Here is a 19,246-nt window from a genome sequence, read left to right as displayed (position 1 = left end):
ATGGTGAGCGCCTTGGCATCCATGGCGGAAGATCGTGTCCGGCGGTTGCGAGTGTGTGTGCGCGGTGCCGTGCAAGGGGTGGGATTCCGGCCGTTCGTCTATAGGCTTGCGAGGATGATGCAGCTTGCCGGCTTCGTGCTCAACGACAGCGCCGGCGTGCTGATCGAGGTCGAGGGCGTAGCCGTCGACTGCTTCGCGGAACGCGTCTGGAAGGAGGCGCCGCCGCTTGCCCGTGTCGATTCCGTCGACACGCTGGAACTGGAGCCGGCCGGCGACGAAATGTTCGAAATCCTCGAAAGCGTCGGCGGCCGCGGCGCAACGCGCATTGGCGCCGATGCTGCGACCTGCGCCGAATGTCAGCGTGAGCTGAATGATCCGGACAACCGCTTTTTCGGTTATCCTTTTGTCAACTGCACTCATTGTGGCCCGCGCTTCACCATCACCCGTGCGCTCCCCTATGATCGCGGCCGGACCTCGATGGCTGCGTTCCCGATGTGCAGCGCTTGCGGCGCAGACTATGCCAACCCCGAGAGCCGGCGGTTCCATAGTGAGCCCCTCGCCTGCCCGGTTTGCGGCCCACAGCTTAGCCATCCGATCGCGGAGATTTCCGCACGGCTCATGAATGGCCAGATCATTGCGATCAAGGGCATCGGCGGCTTCCAGCTCTTCTGCGATGCACGCAATGATACCGCAATTGATCGTCTCCGACGACGCAAGCTGCGCGACGAGAAGCCGTTCGCGATCATGGTGCCGGACATTGAGACAGCCCGAATACTTGCCAGGCCCTCGCGGGCGCAAGAGGATTTGCTCGCCTCGACCGCCGCCCCGATCGTCCTTATAGAGGCGTGTGATCACCTTTCCAAGCTCATCGCTCCCGGCCTCTGTCGGATCGGTCTTCTGCTCGCCCATGCGCCTGTGCATCACCTGTTGTTTGCTGCGTTTGCAGCAGACGCGGCCGGTGCTCCCGCCGCTCTGATTGCGACCAGCGCCAATCTGGAGGGTGAACCGCTCATATCAGATAATGATGATGCCATGCATCGGCTTGCCGGGATTGCCGACCTGATCGTCACACATGACCGTGACATTGCCATTCGCGCTGACGATTCCGTCATGCAGGTAATTGACGGCGCGCCGAGCTTTTTGAGGCGCGCACGGGGTTTTGTGCCGGAGCCGGTCGATCTTGGCGAGGACGGCCCATGCGTGATTGCTACCGGCGCGGACCTTAAAAACACGATCTGCGTGACAAGGGGCCGCGAGGCGTTCCTGTCGCAGCACATCGGCGGTCTCGACAATGTCAAAGCGATCGGTTTCCAGCGGGAGGCCCTCGAGCATCTCTGCTCTATCCTTGATGTCAGGCCCGAATTTGCCGCCTGCGATCTGCATCCGGATTTCCGTTCAGCGCGGATCGCGGAACATTTGGATTTGCCGCTTCTGCCGGTGCAACATCACCTTGCTCACGTCGCGGCCGTGGCGGCGGAACATCAGGCCGGCGGGTTGGTCCTCGGGCTTGCACTCGACGGCCATGGCTATGGCGTCGACGGCAGTAGTTGGGGAGGCGAAATGCTGGTCGTCGACGGTCCTCGCTGGCAGCGGCTCTCTTCGCTTCTGCCCTTGCCGGCGCCGGGGGCCGACCGGGTCGCGCGGGAGCCCTGGCGCATGGGAATTGCCGCTCTTCAGGCCGCCGGCCGCCGCGACCTTGCGGCGACGCTTTGGCCCGGACATCCTGGCGTCGCGCAACTTGATGCGATGTTTGCCCGCGGCTTGCAATCAGCCGATACGTCCAGCTTGGGGCGGCTTTTCGATGCAGTGGCGGCAATAGCTGGCGTCCGCCTCGTCCAAAGCTATGAGGGGCAGGCAGCAATGGAGCTCGAAGCACTCGCCGATAATCCCCAATGTCTTGCCGGGGGCTACAGTCTCGCCGATGGCCTGCTCGATTTCCGACCCCTCATCGTCCATCTTGCGAAGCGGCGGCCTTGCCGCCGCCAGGCCGCAGACCTATTCCACGGCACGCTGATCAGCGGCCTCGCCGACTGGGCCGCCCTTGGTGCATCGCAGGCTGGCACGCGCACGATCATGCTCGGCGGCGGCTGCATTACGAACCGCATTCTGGCCGAAGGTCTCTGCAGCGCCTTGCGCGACCACGGCCTTGAGCCCCATCTGCCGCACCAGGTTCCGCCCAATGACGGGGGTATAGCGCTCGGTCAGGCCGCCTATGCACGGCACGTCATCCAACACGACTGCGACCAGATATGGGAGCACCGGACATGTGCCTAGCCCTACCTGTCCAGGTGGTGGAATTGCTGCCAGACAATATGGCCAAGGTAACGCTGGACGGCGTCTTGAAGGTCATATCGATTGCACTCGTCGAGGATGTCACGCCCGGTGACTATCTCATCCTCCACGTCGGCTACGCGCTTGCAAAGCTCGACACGGAAGAAGCGGAAAGGACGCTTGCCTTGATCCGCGAAGCTGCCCTCGGAGGTCCGGCGTGAAATATATAGACGAATTCCGCGATGCCAAGCTCGCCAAAGATATTGCTCGCCAAATAGCGGCGGCGGTAGATCCGGCGCGCAGCTATCATTTCATGGAATTCTGCGGCGGCCATACCTATGCGATTGCGCGCTATGGCCTTGAAGACCTGCTGCCGTCCAATGTGCAGATGATTCACGGACCGGGCTGTCCAGTCTGCGTGCTGCCAATCGGCCGCATCGACGCGGCGATCACGCTTGCCATGCGCCCAGAAATCACGCTTTGCACCTATGGCGACTTGATGCGTGTGCCATGCTCAAACGGCTCGAGTCTGCTCCAGGCCAGATCGGCCGGCGCCGATATTCGCATGGTCTATTCGACACTCGATTCGCTAAGGATCGCCGAAGCCGAACCGAACAGGCAAGTCGTCTTCTTCGCCATCGGTTTCGAGACCACGACGCCGCCGACGGCGCTGGCGCTGCGGTTCGCGATCGCAAAGGACCTTCCAAATTTTTCGATCTTCTCAAACCACGTGCTAACACCGGCTGCGATCCAGACTATCCTTAAAAACTCCGATGCCCGCACGCTCGGCACTATCAAGATCGACGGATTGCTCGGCCCTGCACATGTCAGCACGGTCATTGGTACGCAGGCATTTGAAGTCCTTGCCGAAGAATTTAACACGCCGATCGTGGTGGCAGGCTTCGAGCCGCTCGATGTCATCTATTCAATCCTGATGCTGGTCCGCCAGGTCAATCACGGCGTCCACAAGGTGGAGAACCAGTATATCCGCGCCGTGACCAACCTTGGCAGCGAAAAGGCGAAGCGCGAGATCGCAAATGTCTTCGAATTGCGGGAATGCTTCGAATGGCGGGGGCTCGGCGCGATGCCCCATAGTGCGCTTGGCCTCAGGCCTAAATATGCCAAATATGACGCCGAGAAACGTTTCGACATGGTGACGCCGGCGGCGCAAGACAATCCGGCCTGCGAATGCGGCGCCATCCTGCGCGGCGTGAAGAAGCCTTCCGACTGCAAGCTGTTTGATAAGGTCTGCACGCCAGATTCGCCGATGGGTTCGTGCATGGTGTCGTCGGAAGGCGCCTGCGCCGCGCATTGGATCTACGGCCGTTTCCGCGAACCGGGAAGGGCGGAAGAAAGCAGCAGGACGATCGCATGACCATGAAAGCCAAAAGGTCGAGGCTCGACCTCAGGAAGGGACGCATCGATCTCTCGCATGGGGCGGGGGGATGCGCCACGGACCAGCTGGTCAAGAACATTTTTCACAAGGCCTTCGACAATGACTGGCTCAGGGCTGGCAACGATCAATCGGCATTTGCCGTTCCGGCAGGGCGCATGGTGATGACCACCGACAGCTATGTTGTCTCGCCGCTGTTCTTTCCAGGGGGCAATATTGGCTCGCTTGCGGTGCATGGGACGATTAACGACATTGCAATGGCCGGCGCATGCCCGCTCTATCTTTCGGCAGGTTTCATCATTGAAGAGGGATTTCCGCTCGCAGATCTTAATCGAATTGCCGACGCCATGGGAGCGGCCTCCCGCGAGGCAGGTGTGCCGATCATCACTGGCGATACGAAAGTGGTTGAGCGCGGCAAGGCCGACGGCGTCTTCATATCCACCTCCGGCATCGGCATCATTCAAGCCGGTCTCGACCTACGCTCCGATGCCGCGCGGGCAGGCGATGCGGTGATCATCTCGGGTTCGATAGGCGATCACGGCGTCGCTGTGATGTCGAAGCGCGAGAATCTGAATTTCGATACGGACATCATATCGGATTGCGCTGCGCTGCACGGGTTAGTAGCGGCAATGGTCGAGGTCGCCGGATCGTCAATCAGGCTGATGCGAGATCCAACGCGCGGTGGACTTGCGGCGGTACTCAACGAAATAGCCAATGCCTCAAATGTCGGCCTCCGCATCGACGAGGCGGCTATTCCGATCAAACCGGAAGTGGCCGCGACCTGCGAGTTGCTCGGCCTCGACCCGCTCAACGTCGCCAACGAGGGCAAGCTCGTCGTATTGGTTGCGCCAGAGTTTGCGAATGCGCTGCTCGCCGTCATGCGCGCCCATCCGTTGGGTACACAGGCGGCATTGATCGGCCATGCCGAGGCTGACGACCATTGCTTCGTCCAGATGGCGACGTCGTTTGGTGGCAGTCGCATTGTCGATTGGCTATGGGGCGAACAGTTGCCGCGGATCTGCTGAGCACGGCTGTGCATATCGCATCCACGCAAGAATGCGTACCCGGAGGCAGCGACGAGCTTGGTGAGCAGCTTTCATGCATACTTTCACCGTAAACCGTAAGCACTCCCTCCTGTGGCCATGAAGAGATCTAAGCGCTGCCACATAAACATGATTGGTTCACAAGATCTCGCGCTGATCGCTGAATCGCGCGAGCATCTGTCGAATCTGCATATTTTCTAGAAGAAGATGTTTCATCAGCAAAGCCTTAAGCCGCCGGTTTTCTTCTTCAAGCGCGATTAGCTCCTCGTCCGAGATATCGATGTGGCTGCCGTTTGATTGGGCGCTGACCATGCTTGTCGTTGCGTCCGCATTAAGATCGATATTCGCTTCACGTCGACGCTTTGTGTTCTTTCGAGACCGCCTGGAAGACCCCTCTTTCGATTGTAAAACAGAGTTGAAGATCGCGCCATTGTCCTGCTGAGACGGACGCGTTGGTTCCATTTCGAGCGAGGACTCCGAAATCCGCTTATCATCGCCGGTTTCAACGTCGTCGTTGAGGTGAGTCTCAGGTTTTGGATCCGACCACAGCTCGCTTTCTCGCTTCGGAACATCTGAGACGGTGTTAGGCTCGAAGAGATGTGGTGCGTCTGCCTCCGCCTCGCGCGCCAGCGTCTTGAGGTCGGTATCCCCCCAGATAGAAGCCGGCCGGATCGTTGGCCTGCGCCGGGCCGATTTGAGCTCGACAACGAATTTTCGCTGCTGTGTTTTCATATATGTCCCATCTTTAAGATCGTAAGGAGGATTTACGATCAGTCGAATCGCTCAAGCATTTTTTTTAGCTGATTATTTTGCAAAAGCAGCTTTTGAGCCAATTGAATCCTCAGTTGCGTGATTTCCTCGTCCAGGCTTGTCACCTCTTCGAAAAGGCCTTCCTCAGGCGATGAGGATGTCTCATTTTGAGCATTTCTTGCAACAGCAGCGTCCTGCGCAGTCACGTCAATGTGAACTCTTTTCGCATGTGCCGGCTTTTTCGTCCGCGGTATGCGTGGAGCCTCATTGCGCGCATCGCCTTTAGGCGGCACCGCAGAAGCTTCAGCGCTCGGCTGCCCGATCTCCGGAGGCGACAATTCTTGAACCTCGTCACCATCAACCGGTGCCGCACCTTCGATTTCGACCTGACCTTCGAATTCTTTTGAATCGATCGCTATGATCTCAATAGATCGGCTTTCATCGGGCTCGGAGCTACTGGAGGGCTCTGGTGGATTTAACGCAAGCTGCGGTACGTCTTGTGCTTCGCTTTGGCGTGCGTCGGTGTCTACACCATGCCCAATCGAACTTTCGGGTGCAGACTGTCGCCGCGAAGTTAATCGAGCAAGGAATTTCCACGGTAATTTCATAGTGCTTCAACCTCGACCAGTCCGTATCTATAAGGGCGCCGCAGCTTGCCACCGGGCTCGGAAGGCGAGCCCGGCGAACGCATTTTCTGCCGAGAAGGATAGCTCAGGTCGATTGCGCCACCATCCCTCTGTTGATCGGCGATCAATCTAGCCCGAGCCGCTTGCGCAGATCGGCATTTTCCGCACGCAATTTCTCTGCCAAGAGTTTACGCAGCCTCTTATTCTCTTCTTCCAGCTGAATAAGATCCGCCATCTCGTCCCTTGCCGAAGCGGCCGCCGTTACTTTTTGCACGGACTGCTGTGGCGGCGTCTTGGCTGCAGTGTCCTTTATGGGTTCCTTGACGGAGATGTCAGCGACCTGCATTTCGATAGGATCGGACTTTGTGCTTGCGGCTTCTTCGCTACGCTTCCTGCGACCTCGCGGCGCCTTCGCAGGTTTCGCAACCTGCGTGGTACCCGCTGCCTCGGCAGCTGCTTTCGGACGTCGCGGAGCGCGCTGTTTTTTTGGCGCTGGCGTTTTTGCCGGTATATTCGTGTCTGCCATCTCAGTGATTGTGCCAGTATTGTTCTCGTCAGCCATGAGTATCTCCCTCTGTCGGCAGGAGTCCTTTTCGGCTGAGTGAAAGACAGAGTCAATATTGGTGCTTTTGTGGCTCACTTTTTGGACAGCACCTGTCAAAACTCGTGGCTAAAGGGCGAGCAGCGGCTTACGGACGATGGAATGAAAAAATGCCGAGCTTGCAAGGTCGAGCCTTCTGTTTCGAGACGAGTTCCGCAACCTCACTCTGCCACGAAAGGGAGCCCCCCTTACCAGCTTCTGCGATCGGTCGCTTCGTTCAATGTTCGGATTTTCCTAAATCATTTGCAATAGACCAATGCTTCACCTGGCACCCGATTCTTGACAGATATGTGCAAAGCCGGTTTGCACCGTCATGGAAATCGCCCTTGGTTCGACCGACAAAGAGGATACGAAATGCGTGCACCATCAGGTTCTGTTCCCGGACTTTGCTCTGCTTCCGCCACCATGTTCGCTGTGGGAATGGCGTTCCTCGGCTATTGGGGAGTGTATGAGCCAGGAGGCTGGCATCGGTCCGATTTGATCGTGGTGATCTTGGCGCTCATCGGTTTTGCAGCGCTTGGCTCAGTTCCTTGGATTGTAACGACCCCTGTCGCGGAGGAAGGCCAGGAAAAGATTGTAGCCGCCAGGCGAGCGCTGTTGCTGGGAGTCGCCTTGATCTGGTTGTCCGTTCTCGTCTCGTTTTTTTCTTGAGCCTCGCCCGCCGTCCGCACCAGGTTGGGATAGCATGCCCCGAGCAGTTCCCTGGCCGGATCGAGCACATACAGTCCAGCAATCTTACGCGCCAACAGCATCTCCTTCAGATGCACTGGAACCCGAAAATCCACCTGCAACGGGCTGCAATTCGATGTTCGAGAAAGACGGCGGCTTCATTTGACATGCGGATGCTTGCAAAGGATTTGACCAGACGCCGTCTCTAAACTTCTGTGGTCGTTCTCTGCTCAGATCATGAAATTCAGCATTTCGCAGAGAACGAGACCCGCCGCGCCGCGCAGGCCGGCGACATCTTCACAATCGCCGAGGGCAAGGGCGATCTCGTTATCCGCGGGATTGAACATCAATTGCCTAAAGCTCTCTCGAATAAGATCTAACATCAATTTTCCGCCGCGCACGATATCGCCATGCAAAGTGATGCGGCTGGGTGCCATCAGCTGTTGAAGGTTCGCCAGGCCGACAGAAATATTGGACGCATAGTCGTCAAGCAGTTCTCTTGCCCCTTCAACGCCAGTTTCGACGAGCCACACCAAGCGGCTCGCATCCAACAAGCCGGCCTGCGGCAGGCCCCTGGCCTTTGCTTCGCCTCTTAACCATCTAAGTGTGGCGATCGTTTCCCAACATCCGCGTCGTCCGCATCTGCACATTTGGCCATTGAGTTGCACGATTGTATGGCCGATTTGGCAGTGTTTACCTTCTGCGGCCCTATAAGGATGTCCATCGACATAAAGCGCCGCGCCCAACGAATGACCGATGTAGACGACTGCGAAATTTCTCTGTCCACGTCCTTGTCCGAACCAACGATCGCCAACAAGCAAGGCTCTAGCATTTTGGTCGACACAAGCCGGGACTCCGAAACGCTTTGCCAACTCTGCTTTTACCGGAAATCCATGAAGGTACGGCACAAGATCCATAGCCGCGATCGAGCCCGTTTGCGGGTTGAGCTCTCCGGCAACTGCCATGCCGATGCCTAAAACCTGTTCGTGGGCAGATGCGATTGACTTCTCAATGCAAGCACTGACGATCTGAAATGCATCGGCAGCATCTGTCAGATCTTTCGCCAAATCCACGTCGTGTTGAGCATAGATCTCGCCCTCCAGAGAGACCAAGCATGTGTGGACACGGTCGTGCATCAGCCGAACTGCGCAGATCGGCTTGGCCCCTTTCGAGAACCAGAGCTTGGTAGCGGGTTTTCCGCCGGTGCGATCGGGGGGTACCAGGTCGCCTTCTTCAAGAATACTCTGATTTATCAGTGGTTGGACGATGCTGCCGATGGTTGCGCGACTGGCACCGGTGGCGCGCGCAAGCTCGACCCTGCTGGACGGACCCATATCGTAGAGGGCCTGCAGCAAGCGTCCTCGATTTGCAATCCCTAGCGTCCGCGCCGCGATTAGAGGATGAGCTGGCCTAAATCCTTTACTGTCGCTCTGGTCCCCCTCGTCCGGCCCGATGAGGCGCTGGCCAGATCCGCCGTGCGTGTTCGCGTTTCTCGCAATTGATGGTTTTTCCGTTCTTTTTATCATGGACTCCGTCTGATCCGACTTTCTCTTTTTATCGAAACTCGATTGTCTTACGCCACCCCCGCCTGAGTGCCTGCAGCCGTTGCCGAACCCTCGCGGACCCCGGAGCAGGTATGGCAACCATCACACATCTGAGTTTCTCCACCGCCGTCTGAATGTTCATTTCGAAACGAAGAATTATCCTTCGAGGAGATATGCATCTCCGGATAAATATTTTCAAAAACCACAGCATCACAATAGAAATATTCACAAACGCAAAATATACTTTAAAATATATTTTAGGCATACTGTTGATTTGACCTCCTAAAACATTAGAACTCTTCAGGAAATCGACAGACATCCACGTAACTCAATCGCCGGAGGAATAAATGAACGGATTTGCCAGCAATAATCTGGACCGCTGGGAGTCCGGAGGGCACTGGCGAGAAAGGGATCTCGCTCTCCTTGGTGGGGAGCCCACCGTACCTTCCGGGCGGATCACGCCTTGGCCAGCCACACAGACGGAGCATTTGGATGCACTCCGCGAAGTTGTAGACAGTGGAAGGTATCATCGGGTCAATCACCCGATCGTGGCCGATTTGGAGCAGGATCTCGCTACTTGGACGGGGAAGTGGAAGGTGCGCGCCGTCGGCAGCGGTACGGCGGCAATCCATATTGAACTTGATTATTTCAAAGGTCGAGGCGAGCACGTGGTGACTGCGGCGCTAAATTGGCCGGGCGCGGTGGGGCCAATTGCGATCAGTGGCCTCCAGCCAGACTTTGTTGACGTCGACATGAACCTCGCCGGGATCGATCAAGACGCGGCAGCCGACCGGTTCGCACCTGGCGTCGGAGCGGTTCTCATTACCCACCTCTTCGGGAATAACATTCGTGTTCCTCAGGCAAGATCCGCCGCCCGCGCCCAAGGGATTGCCGTGATTGATGACGTCTGCCAATCGATCGGCGCCATAAAAGCGATCGCAAATGGGGCATACATTGATACAGACGCGCTCGCCTTGTCCGGCAACGGCGCCAAGCATCTTGGAGCCGGCGAGCTCGGATTCGTGATTACGGAGGACAAAGATCTAATTGAACATGTGGACTGCGTTTCACTGACGAGTTCATCTCGAAACGGAGACCGGACTTTTTCGCCGTCATCAGCAGGATATAACTACCGTCCGAACGTCTTCTCCTCGTCCATAGCAAAAATGCGATTGAGCAACCTCGAGGCACAACTTCAGGTTCGAAGGAATAATGGGAAAATTTTATGGGAGATGATCCGAGATCTCTCCGGTATATTACCCCTCTTCGATCCATCTGACTGCAATCAGTCCATGCTCAGCTTCCCACTTCGCATCGAACCGGAAGCTCTCGGTTTTGGTCCGGGTCCGACGGCAAGGGATACCATCGTCAAACTGCTGCAGGCGGAGGGCGTGCCCGTTTTGGTCTGGCTCAGGAAGCCGGTGTTCGAATATCTGCCGAATATTGCCAAGGATTGGAAAGCCGCCGATTTTCCTAATACGGTACAACTCTTAGATACGATGTTTTGCGTATCGGAGATCGCGCCACCCAATGAAGCCGCGGTTATGGAACTTTACGCAGAAGCGTTTCATCGGGTCTGGACGGCTCTTTCCAAGTTTGGTCCAAAGATTTCCGATATCACGACAACCATCTAAACAAGCAAGGGCTGAGCAAAATCACCTTAACGCTTACTCTCTTGCAATGTCGTTTTCCAACGACAACGGAGTGATCCCATGACCTCGTACAAAACCCCAAAACTTCTGATTTTCGATTGTGATGGAGTCCTAATCGACAGCGAAATCATTGCGACCGCAGTGCATGTCGAGGCGTTGGCGGCGTGCGGATATGATATATCTGCCGAGACTTACAATCGTCGCTTCACAGGCATGACTGATCGGCAAACCTATTCAATCATCGAAGCTGAGTCTGGCTTGTCCTTGCCGGAGGGTCATCATCAATATGTTATGGCAGAAATTGGCAGACGGTATGCCAGCGATCTCAAAGCCATCTCAGGCGTCAATCAAGTTCTGGACGCCATTGATGTGGCGCGTTGCGTGGCATCGAGCAGCAATCTGAACGAGCTGCATTTTGCGCTCAAGCTAACAGACCTCTACCATTATTTTTCGCCAAATGTATTCAGTGCTTCCCAAGTCCCATGTGGCAAGCCCGCCCCGGATCTTTTTCTATTTGCGTCTGAGAGAATGAACACGCCGCCGGACAATTGCTTGATCATCGAAGATAGCGTTGCCGGGGTTCAGGCGGCGGTGGCGGCTAAAATGCGGGTAATTGGTTTCGTCGGTGGTTCTCATTGTGCTGTCGGACATGCTGAAAAATTGCTGGAAGCAGGCGCCATAAGAACATTCAGCCGGATGGCGGCGTTACCAGAAATTCTATTAAGTTGATGCTTCGGCGATGGTCCGCCAGCAAGCTCGAGCCGTAGCGGGCGAACCAAAGGCGCAAAATGCTTTCGCGATTGGAGGTTTCGCAGCTGAGGACCCCTTTTGTGTTGCGGCTACTAATCAGCCTCAGACTTTGTCCCGCTGCAAGGCTCTTTAGGAAGAGCTTCAATCTAAAGCACCCGACACTCGGCAAATAGGAAAAAACGATGGCTGAAAAGAAAACATACATTCAAGCTCCGATAGGGATTAAGTATCTGGAGAATTGTCGCGATCTGGTTACGGTTTGTGCAAGCTGGTCCTTTGGGCAATGGGGTTGTCAGGCCAATGGATCTTTCGAGCAGACGCAGCGTGAGTTCCAAGCCTCCTCAAGAAGTTCTCTGCCGCTGACTTTAGTAGCTATCGAAGACAGCAGACCCACAGGGATGATCAGCCTTTCCAACTGTGATTTTAAAGGAAGGCCTGATCTTTCGCCGTGGCTGAAGTCGCTGTACGTCCATCCATTCCACCGAAATAAGGGTACAGCTTCATTGCTGGTCAAGAGGCTGGAACACGAAGCTTTGCGCCTCGGCTACGAAAGGCTTTATCTTACCACGGAGAGCGCGAAGCTCCTCTACACGAAGAATGGCTGGTCGGAAATGGACCACGTACAGACACCTTATGGTGATGCGACTTTAATGACAAAGATGTTGCTGGGCGCAAGTACGGCCTAGGTCAGACAAGCCAAGGGGCGCCTGTGTTGGTCTGCGGGTACTCAAACCTCCTGCGGGACTGATCTTTCCGTGTGAACATATCGGAGACTGCCATGAATCGCGCTTCGGACCATCAGATCATGGCAGGCGTGACCTCAGCCAGACCGTCGTCTATAGTGGAATTCAAAAATCACGTCCCCACGAATCCTTAAGTAGTCCAAAGCGTAGTGGCGTTTGAATGCCAAGCGTCATCCGGTCTTCAAAATTGCATCGACAGAGGAAACTGAAAAATGTGGCTTTGCGAGAATGCTCTCCAATGTCGTGGAATAGCCGTTCCAACCTCCGCTGGTGAACAGGTCCCCGCAAAGGCTGACGCTGCCTACAATGCGGTTCTGCAATTGCTTTACAGCTATGCGCGTGTGCCAGTGCAACATCTTAGTGATCAGGAGCTTGCCTGCGAACTGGACCTTGGTCGGACACCGATACGCGAAGCACTGATCCGACTTGCCGCGGAGGGCAAGATCCTTTCGATCCCTCAGAAAGGCTATTTCACCAGGCCGCTCGTGGAGGGAGCATTGTTGGACTTGTATGGTATCGTACGTCAAACCCTCACCTACGCGCTCTGGCGTATGCGGCCGCAGGTACGGAAAACTGGCGGCGAACGTGACAACCCGCCCCGCGACCAGCTCGCGATAAATGCGGAAACCGTCTTTGCCCAAATTGCCCAGCTGTCGGCAAACTGCGAAATCTGCCGAATTGTCGACAAATTCTGTTTTTGCTCACATCCTGTCAGGATGGAAATAATTAACTCGGACCTTGGCCCTTCCTACGAACAAAGCCTTGCAAGGCTGATCGACGCGATGCCGTTATTAAGCAAGGCGACGGGCACGGTGGAATCAGCATTGATGAGTCACCTTGATCTCGAACAGAGCGCGCTCCCACACGTCGTACAAGAGGTAAACAGGCAACGGTCGACAAGTTTTCCTCGGCTGCTGAGAAGTTTGTGAATACGCCAGTTGTGATCACGGTCGAGTAGCTCAGCCTATGGCCAAGCGCAGTTGCTTAGCCGCTCAGGAGGGACAATCCAGCTTCGCGAGCGCTTCCCGTAATGAAGTCGCGCCGAGACGGACGAGCGCCCGGTTTAGGTGTGATCGGATTTCAGCTTCGCTCTTACCCTCTAGCAGTGCAATCTCGGACACGCTCCAACCGAGCGATATCCAGCGAAGACACGAACGTTCAATGGGCGAGAGCTTCCAGATCGTCATGAACACTCGGCAGATTGACTGGTCCGCGTCAACGAATCCTGTCTCAGCTCGAACGGCTCACCAGATGTCAAGCTGCGCTCCTCTTATAAAAAGGGGGCCGCCGTTGGACAGGTCCGCACGGCAGCCCCAGCGCCCTGGGAGGCAAGGCTTGCAATTGGTTCTCATACGCATCAGTCGCGAATTGCGGCTCCTGTTAGCGGATCGAACCAATGCAGCTTTTCCAAGTCGACTGTCAGCGGAAGCCGCTGGTTAGTTAAAGGCGTTGACGCCGGCGGGATGCGCGCCACCAGACGGCTCTTGCCTCTTTTCCTTAAAGCTTCCAAATCTGCTGCCTCTGCCTCGCTCACTTTGACGGGCACCGAGGCAATATCGAAGAAGACGAAGGTATCGGCGCCGAGCGCCTCGACAACGGCAATTGGCTCATTGAATAGCGTCTCGGATTCGGGACACACCATAAATATCTCGGGCCGCAGGCCGGCAATGACCTGGCGTCCGACATAGTTAGAAAGCGCAGGCCGCGCGAAAACTGGAAAGGTGATATCGGTTCCTGAGATGATGCCGTGCAAGCTTCCCCCCTCCTCCCGCAGGTCAACCCGGAGGAAATTCATCGCCGGCGAACCGACAAAACTGGCAACGAACAGATTAGCAGGTCGGTCGTAAAGCCGTTGCGGCGTGTCGATCTGCTGCAGGTTGCTTTCCCCTGCGTCGCCGACAGGTTTCAGCACAGCAACTCGATCCCCCATCGTCATCGCCTCGACCTGGTCGTGGGTAACGTAGAGCGTCGTGACGCCAAGGCGCTGGTTCAGGAGCTTGAGTTCAGCGCGCATCTGAACGCGCAGCTTGGCGTCGAGATTAGACAGCGGTTCGTCCATCAGGAATGCCATCGGATGACGGACGATCGCCCGACCCATGGCGACGCGCTGTCGCTGGCCGCCCGACAAAGCGCCAGGCTTGCGGTGCAGATGCTTCGTCAGGTCGAGCATCTCCGCTGCATCGCGCACCAGCTTTCCGATCTTGTCTTTCGACATTTTGCGCTGCTGCAGGCCGAAGGCCATGTTCTCGTAGACCGTCATATGGGGATAAAGCGCGTAATTCTGAAACACCATGGCGATGTCGCGGTCCTGCGGCTCGGTGTTGGTGAAATCCTGATCGTCCATGAGCAGCCGGCCGCTGTTGAGCAATTCGAGCCCGGCCGCCATCCGCAGAAGCGTGGATTTGCCGCAGCCAGATGGTCCGACCAGCACGACGAACTCGCCGTCGGCGACCGTAAAGCTCACATTGGCGACGGCGACGGTCCCGTCCGGATAGGTTTTTCCAATCCCGTCAAAGGTCATGGACGCCATATAGTTCTTCTCCCAGCATCAAGTGGCGAGGCAAGTCATCGGGTCGGATGGCGTGCCTCGCAAGATTGGTCTCGCCATCAGCCGATGGTCACGGGCCTGCCGCTGGCGACGGACTCCTCGATCGCAGCCAGTACCTTGGTGTTGGCAAGGCCGTCGTTCACCTCGGCAAGCAAGGGTACGCCGCGCACGACGCTGTCGACGAAGCGGGCGATGGACTCCTGGACGAAGCCGCCGATGCGGGTCGCACCCGTCGGCGTCATGCCGATGTAATCGTTGAACCGCATGCCGCCCTCGACAATCCGGCGCAGGCCGCCGCTATGGGTGGGATCAGCCTGGATCTGGCCCTTCTCGCCGACGAACTCGATCTTGAAATCGACGAGCGAAGGATTGTCGCGCGACAAGATCCAGCTGTTTTCCATGGTCACGACAGTGCCTTTAGAGAATTCCAGGATCGAGGCGTGGAAATCCTTGGTATCGACGCCGCCAGCCTGCAACGTGCCGGAACGGGCAACGGCGTAGACGCGGGTCACCTCGTCCGCGAGAATGAAGCGGAGGACGTCGACGAGATGGCTGCCGAGGAACCAGAGCGCGGAAGATTTCGCGGCCCAGCTCAACATCTCGAAGGGAACGAAGGTCGTGTTCGACAGCCGCGCCGTGCCGTGTTTTGCGAGGCCGATCTGACCATCCTGGATCATGTCGCGAACCTGCGCCAGGATCGGGTTCACACGGTTGTGGAAGTCGATCATCAGCTTGCCCTTGGACTTAGCAGCGGCTTCAGCAATTTCTTCTGCTTCCTGGACGGTCGTCGCTAATGGCTTTTCGCTGAGAACGTGTTTGTCGGCCTTCAGTGCCGCAAGGATGATCGGTGTGTGGGTGAAGTCAGGTGTCGCGACGGACACGGCGTCGATCTGGTCGCAGGCGATGAGCTTGTGGTAATCGGTGAAGGCTTCGGTCGCGCCGAAGCTCTCCTTCATCTTCAGCGCCCTGCCCTCGTCGAGGTCGCAGACGCCGCCAAGTTCGGTCTCTGGCAGGACGTTGAAGGTGTGCGCGTGATTGTTGCCCCAAAGGCCGGCGCCGATAACGCCGATGCGAAGTTTGCTCATTCGTTATTACTCCATTCACAAATAAGAAAAGGTCAGCCCTTCACCGAGCCGAAGGTGAGACCGCGCACGACGTGGCGGTCGAAGACCAAGAAGATGATCATCGGCGGGATCATCGCGAGCACCGCGGCCGCGGCGATGTAGTTCCAGGTCACGCCGCTGGTTGCGAAATATCCGAGCGTCCCGATCGGAAGAGTGGCGGTCGAGCGCGAACTCAGCACCAGCGGGAAGGCCGCGTTGTTCCAGGCGAAGACGAAGGCGAACATCGAGGTGACGATGATGCCGGGGCGGACGATCGGCAGCGTGATGCGCCACATGATCGTGTGCCAGCGCGCGCCGTCGACGCGGGCAGCCTCTTCCAGCTCCGCCGGCACCTCGTCGATGAAGCTCTTCATCAGCCAGACCGAGAACGGGATCGTCAGCGTCTGCAACACCAGCACCATCGAAAGGTAGGAGCCTTGCAGGCCGACCCGCGTGATCAGTACGAAATACGGGATCAGGAAGGCGATCGGCGGCGCCATCAACAGCCCGAGATACCAGAGCATGATGTTCTTCTTCCCGCGCATCTTGAAACGCGAGAGCGCGTAGGCCGCAGGCACTGAGAACGGCAGATTGAGCAGCACCGCGCCGATCGCCACGATGAGCGAATTCACCAGCTGCGGCGCGTTGGTGCCGGGATCGATAAGGATGTGCCTGAAAGCATCGAGGGAAGGCTCGAAGGTTAGTTGCGGCGGCATCGCGAACGCCGTTTCCGCCGGGCGGATCGCGAGCGCCAGGAACCAAAGGATCGGAGCGATAAAGACGGCAAGGAACAGCAGGCCGGCGGCATAGGCGAGCGCCGTGTACAAGGTCGTGCGGCTTTTCATATCACCACTCCTCATTGCGGAAGGCGAAGAAGATGTAGAGGGCCACGATGATGTTGACGATCAGTACCGCGATCCACGTCTGAGCGCTGACAAGGCCGACATTGAAGTTGACGAGGCCTTGCTCGTAGAGCGAATAGCCGAGCGTGCGCGTGGAGGTCCCCGGCCCCCCACGGGTCAGCACCAGCACGGTGTCGAAGGTGTTGAAGATCTGCATGAAGCGAAGCATCACGATAATGATGGCGGTGCGCCGAATGAGCGGCAGCTTGATGCGCATCAGGATCGTCCAGGCCGATGCGCGATCGAGCCTGGCCGCCTCGATGATCTCGTCGGGAACGGCAAGCAGACTCGCATAGAGGACAATCGCGAAAAAGGGTGTCCACTGCCAGATATCGACGAAGAGGATGGCGGCAAGCGCCGTCGATGGCGAGCCGAGAATGCCCTCTGCCGGCAGCGGCAGCGAGAGCGACTGCAGAACCCAGGTTACAAGGCCGCCGCCCGGGTCGTAGAGGTAGCGGAAGAGGAAGCCAACGACGATCGGCGCGATCGTCGTTGGCAGAATCAGGAGCGCGCGTACGACGTTCATGCCGGGCAGCGATTTGAGGAGGACAAGCGCGATCGCCAGACCGAGCGAGAACTCAATCGCCGTGCCTAGGATCGACAGGATCAGCGTGTTGGTCAGGGCCGCGCGGAAATCGAATGCATTGAACGCCTGGACGTAATTATCGAAGCCGACAAAGGCCAAAGGCTGCGGGCCGACCTGCAGGTTCCAAAAATATAAGCTTGATTTCAACGCAAAGAGCAGCGGGTAGGCGATCAGAACCAATAGCATGATCACTGAAGGTGCGATCAGGAAATAGGGCAGGTTTTGCCGTAAGAAGCCTCGCCTGACAGGCGCAAACGCCTGAGGCGAGCGAATGGTTGTAGCGCGCATCGTAGAAGTCCAGTTCTTCTTCACACGTGACTGCCGGCGCCAACTTGCCCGCGCCGGCAACAGAAGAATTCATTAGGCCTTACCGAGCTTGCCGATCAGCTCCTTGGCCCCGTCGAGCGTGTCGGCATAACTTCCCTTTTGATAAGGGATCATCAAATTGCCCTTGAGGATGCTTTCGAACAGACTGTTCGTGCGCACCAAGGCCGTGTTCGGAACTTCGCTGCCGGTCAGAAGCTGGTTTAGCGTCAGGCCGAGCACGCTTTCGACTGCGGTGTAACCGGGAACAGGTGGACGCGTGATCTTGCCGTTGCCCTGCTTCATCATGTCATATTGGACATCGAGATAGGGATAGATCGCCTTGACGTCGGCGTCTTCATAGAGCGACTTGCGGGCAAAATCCGAGAACTGGAAATTTAGATCCGGCCACTGCGCCATCTTCTTCTGGGTCGCCTTCGACGTCGCCCATTTGATGAAGGCATAACCGTTGTCCTGCCGGTCGGAACTGGAGGGAACACCGAGGCTCCAGCCGCCGAGGCTGACTGTCTGGGCTACGCCCTTGGCCTTCGGCAGTGCCGCGGTCGCGTATTTGTCCATGACATCGGACTTCTTGCCGGTCATGTAGCCGGAATTTTTGACCAGGTAGAAGTACGGCGTCCACCAGTAGAACATGCCGATATCGCCCTTGGCGAAACGGGTGCCAGCATCGAACCAGACGTAATTGATCGCTTCGGGCGGCGAGAGCTTGTAAAGCTGCCGATAGACCTCGACCGACTTTGCCCAGGCGGGACCGGTGAGCTGCGGGGAGAAGTCCCAGGGCGCGCCGGGGAAGGATTTGAACCAGTTCGCGCCGTGGCTGGCCGACAGCTGGGTGAACATATGGGTGATCGGCGACGGTTGCGACCCGCAGATCACCGTCGGGAAGAGCGGCTTGCCGCCGAAGGACTTCCCTTCAAGCGACTTCAGCGTCTCGATGTACTTCGTCCATGTCCAGTCTTCGGAGGCCTTGGCCGGCGGCGCGGCGATGCCGAAACTGTCGAAGATGTCCTTGCGGTACATCACCCCTTGCGCATAGGCCGCCACCGGCAGGGTGGCGATCTGTCCCCGCCACATGTTCGACGAATAGAGGACCTCGGGGATGAAGTCGGCAAGATTGATGTCGCTGTCCTTTGCGATGTAGTCGTTGAGGGAAATGATCCAGCCGTTGTCGAGATACTGCCCGAGCCACATCTGGTCGACGGCGATGACGTCCGCGTCCGACGTCTTGGCGACGAACGCCGAGACAAGGCGGGTCTGCAGCGCGTCATAGGAAAGGCTTTCGAGCTCCACCTTGATGCCGGTTTCCTTTTCGAACTCCGGGATCATCGCTTTCATCGAAAAGAAGAATGGATCTTCGACCGACAGAACGCGTACGGTCTTCGCGTCTTGGGCAGACGCGCGCCGTGGCGCGACAAGCGCACCCGCGCTTGATGCCAAGAGAGCTGCGACAGATGCTGACTTCAGCATGTTACGGCGCGACATATTAACAATATCGAATGTCATGTGTGCCTCCTCAGTTGTTCTTAATCCAACCTCATCCGATCAAGGGAAGCTTTCCCCACCCCGAGCGAGATTTCGATCGTACCCCTCATCTGCCGTTTTTCAGCAGTTTGTTTGTACTTCGCACAAACTTAAGGTACTGTCAACAAGATGCGATCGGAGGTACCCGCGTGACTAGCAGCTGACACAGCTGGTTGGCGGTAAAGCCGTCAAGCGCCATCTGGTCGAGCAAGCGCTCACA

Annotated in this window: 19 protein-coding genes; 9 read left to right on the top strand and 10 right to left on the bottom strand. The window is 57.2% G+C overall.

The genetic code is table 11. The features are described from left to right. From hypF to hypE, 4 genes are read left to right on the top strand one after another with little or no spacing between them, the layout of a single operon-like run. On the top strand, window positions 1-2,274 hold the full coding sequence (gene hypF / locus N2601_RS30225; protein ID WP_260305675.1) for a carbamoyltransferase HypF: 2,274 nt from the start codon (window positions 1-3) through the stop codon (window positions 2,272-2,274). Beyond that, window positions 2,265-2,492, top strand: a complete 228-nt coding sequence (locus N2601_RS30220; RefSeq protein ID WP_260305674.1) for a HypC/HybG/HupF family hydrogenase formation chaperone — start codon at window positions 2,265-2,267, stop codon at window positions 2,490-2,492. The genes hypF and N2601_RS30220 overlap by 10 nt, the downstream gene beginning before the upstream one ends. After that, window positions 2,489-3,646, top strand: a complete 1,158-nt coding sequence (gene hypD, locus N2601_RS30215) for a hydrogenase formation protein HypD (RefSeq protein ID WP_260305673.1) — start codon at window positions 2,489-2,491, stop codon at window positions 3,644-3,646. The genes N2601_RS30220 and hypD overlap by 4 nt, the downstream gene beginning before the upstream one ends. After that, entirely contained in the window at window positions 3,643-4,689 is a 1,047-nt protein-coding gene (hypE, locus tag N2601_RS30210) for a hydrogenase expression/formation protein HypE (RefSeq protein ID WP_260305672.1), read from the top strand. The genes hypD and hypE overlap by 4 nt, the downstream gene beginning before the upstream one ends. A 156-nt stretch (window positions 4,690-4,845) precedes the next feature. On the opposite strand, the gene N2601_RS30205 is transcribed toward hypE, so the two are convergent. The 3 genes from N2601_RS30205 to N2601_RS30195 all read right to left on the bottom strand — a co-directional run bounded on the left by N2601_RS30205 (window position 4,846) and on the right by N2601_RS30195 (window position 6,645). After that, entirely contained in the window at window positions 4,846-5,439 is a 594-nt protein-coding gene (locus tag N2601_RS30205) for a hypothetical protein (RefSeq protein WP_260305671.1), read from the bottom strand. Between the two features lie 38 nt (window positions 5,440-5,477). Beyond that, entirely contained in the window at window positions 5,478-6,065 is a 588-nt protein-coding gene (locus N2601_RS30200) for a hypothetical protein (protein WP_260305670.1), read from the bottom strand. Window positions 6,066-6,207: 142 nt separating this feature from the next. Then, a complete protein-coding gene (locus tag N2601_RS30195) occupies window positions 6,208-6,645 on the bottom strand; it encodes a SyrB-like regulator (protein ID WP_260305669.1) in 438 nt (145 codons plus the stop codon). A 393-nt stretch (window positions 6,646-7,038) separates the two neighbouring features. On the opposite strand from N2601_RS30195, the gene N2601_RS30190 reads away from it, so the two are divergent. Further along, window positions 7,039-7,335 carry a hypothetical protein gene (locus N2601_RS30190; RefSeq protein ID WP_260305668.1) on the top strand — a complete coding sequence of 99 codons (297 nt, stop codon included), beginning with the start codon at window positions 7,039-7,041 and terminating at the stop codon, window positions 7,333-7,335. A gap of 248 nt (window positions 7,336-7,583) precedes the next feature. Here N2601_RS30190 and N2601_RS30185 read toward each other — a convergent pair whose 3' ends face one another. Beyond that, window positions 7,584-8,708, bottom strand: coding sequence for an ROK family protein (locus N2601_RS30185; protein ID WP_260305667.1), 1,125 nt, complete (start codon window positions 8,706-8,708; stop codon window positions 7,584-7,586). A 536-nt stretch (window positions 8,709-9,244) separates the two neighbouring features. On the opposite strand from N2601_RS30185, the gene N2601_RS30180 reads away from it, so the two are divergent. The 4 genes from N2601_RS30180 to N2601_RS30165 all read left to right on the top strand — a co-directional run bounded on the left by N2601_RS30180 (window position 9,245) and on the right by N2601_RS30165 (window position 12,971). Next, window positions 9,245-10,531, top strand: a complete 1,287-nt coding sequence (locus N2601_RS30180) for a DegT/DnrJ/EryC1/StrS family aminotransferase (protein WP_260305666.1) — start codon at window positions 9,245-9,247, stop codon at window positions 10,529-10,531. Window positions 10,532-10,609: 78 nt separating this feature from the next. Further along, entirely contained in the window at window positions 10,610-11,278 is a 669-nt protein-coding gene (locus tag N2601_RS30175; RefSeq protein ID WP_260305665.1) for an HAD family hydrolase, read from the top strand. Between the two features lie 203 nt (window positions 11,279-11,481). Continuing rightward, complete coding sequence (locus N2601_RS30170) at window positions 11,482-11,985, top strand: GNAT family N-acetyltransferase (RefSeq protein WP_260305662.1); 504 nt, start codon at window positions 11,482-11,484, stop codon at window positions 11,983-11,985. A 269-nt stretch (window positions 11,986-12,254) separates the two neighbouring features. Beyond that, window positions 12,255-12,971 carry a GntR family transcriptional regulator gene (locus N2601_RS30165; protein WP_260305659.1) on the top strand — a complete coding sequence of 239 codons (717 nt, stop codon included), beginning with the start codon at window positions 12,255-12,257 and terminating at the stop codon, window positions 12,969-12,971. 63 nt (window positions 12,972-13,034) lie between these two features. Here the strand turns inward: N2601_RS30165 and N2601_RS30160 are convergent, their stop codons facing one another. The 6 genes from N2601_RS30160 to N2601_RS30135 form a co-directional block, all read right to left on the bottom strand. Next, entirely contained in the window at window positions 13,035-13,229 is a 195-nt protein-coding gene (locus tag N2601_RS30160) for a helix-turn-helix domain-containing protein (RefSeq protein WP_260305658.1), read from the bottom strand. 170 nt (window positions 13,230-13,399) lie between these two features. Beyond that, window positions 13,400-14,572 carry an ABC transporter ATP-binding protein gene (locus N2601_RS30155; protein ID WP_260305657.1) on the bottom strand — a complete coding sequence of 391 codons (1,173 nt, stop codon included), beginning with the start codon at window positions 14,570-14,572 and terminating at the stop codon, window positions 13,400-13,402. A gap of 77 nt (window positions 14,573-14,649) precedes the next feature. Continuing rightward, window positions 14,650-15,675, bottom strand: coding sequence for a Gfo/Idh/MocA family protein (locus N2601_RS30150; RefSeq protein WP_260305656.1), 1,026 nt, complete (start codon window positions 15,673-15,675; stop codon window positions 14,650-14,652). Between the two features lie 32 nt (window positions 15,676-15,707). After that, the gene (locus N2601_RS30145; RefSeq protein WP_260305654.1) at window positions 15,708-16,538 is read right to left on the bottom strand and encodes a carbohydrate ABC transporter permease; all 831 of its coding nucleotides are present in this window, start codon (window positions 16,536-16,538) and stop codon (window positions 15,708-15,710) included. Between the two features lies 1 nt (window position 16,539). After that, window positions 16,540-17,469, bottom strand: a complete 930-nt coding sequence (locus tag N2601_RS30140) for a carbohydrate ABC transporter permease (RefSeq protein ID WP_260305653.1) — start codon at window positions 17,467-17,469, stop codon at window positions 16,540-16,542. Between the two features lie 72 nt (window positions 17,470-17,541). Continuing rightward, entirely contained in the window at window positions 17,542-19,008 is a 1,467-nt protein-coding gene (locus N2601_RS30135; RefSeq protein WP_260305652.1) for an ABC transporter substrate-binding protein, read from the bottom strand. Between the last annotated feature and the right edge of the window lie 238 nt (window positions 19,009-19,246).

The organism is Rhizobium sp. CB3060, assembly GCF_025200735.1.
Classification (GTDB): domain Bacteria; phylum Pseudomonadota; class Alphaproteobacteria; order Rhizobiales; family Rhizobiaceae; genus Rhizobium.
Note: the sequence above shows the minus strand (reverse complement) of the source record. Positions and strands in the feature narration are given on the sequence as shown.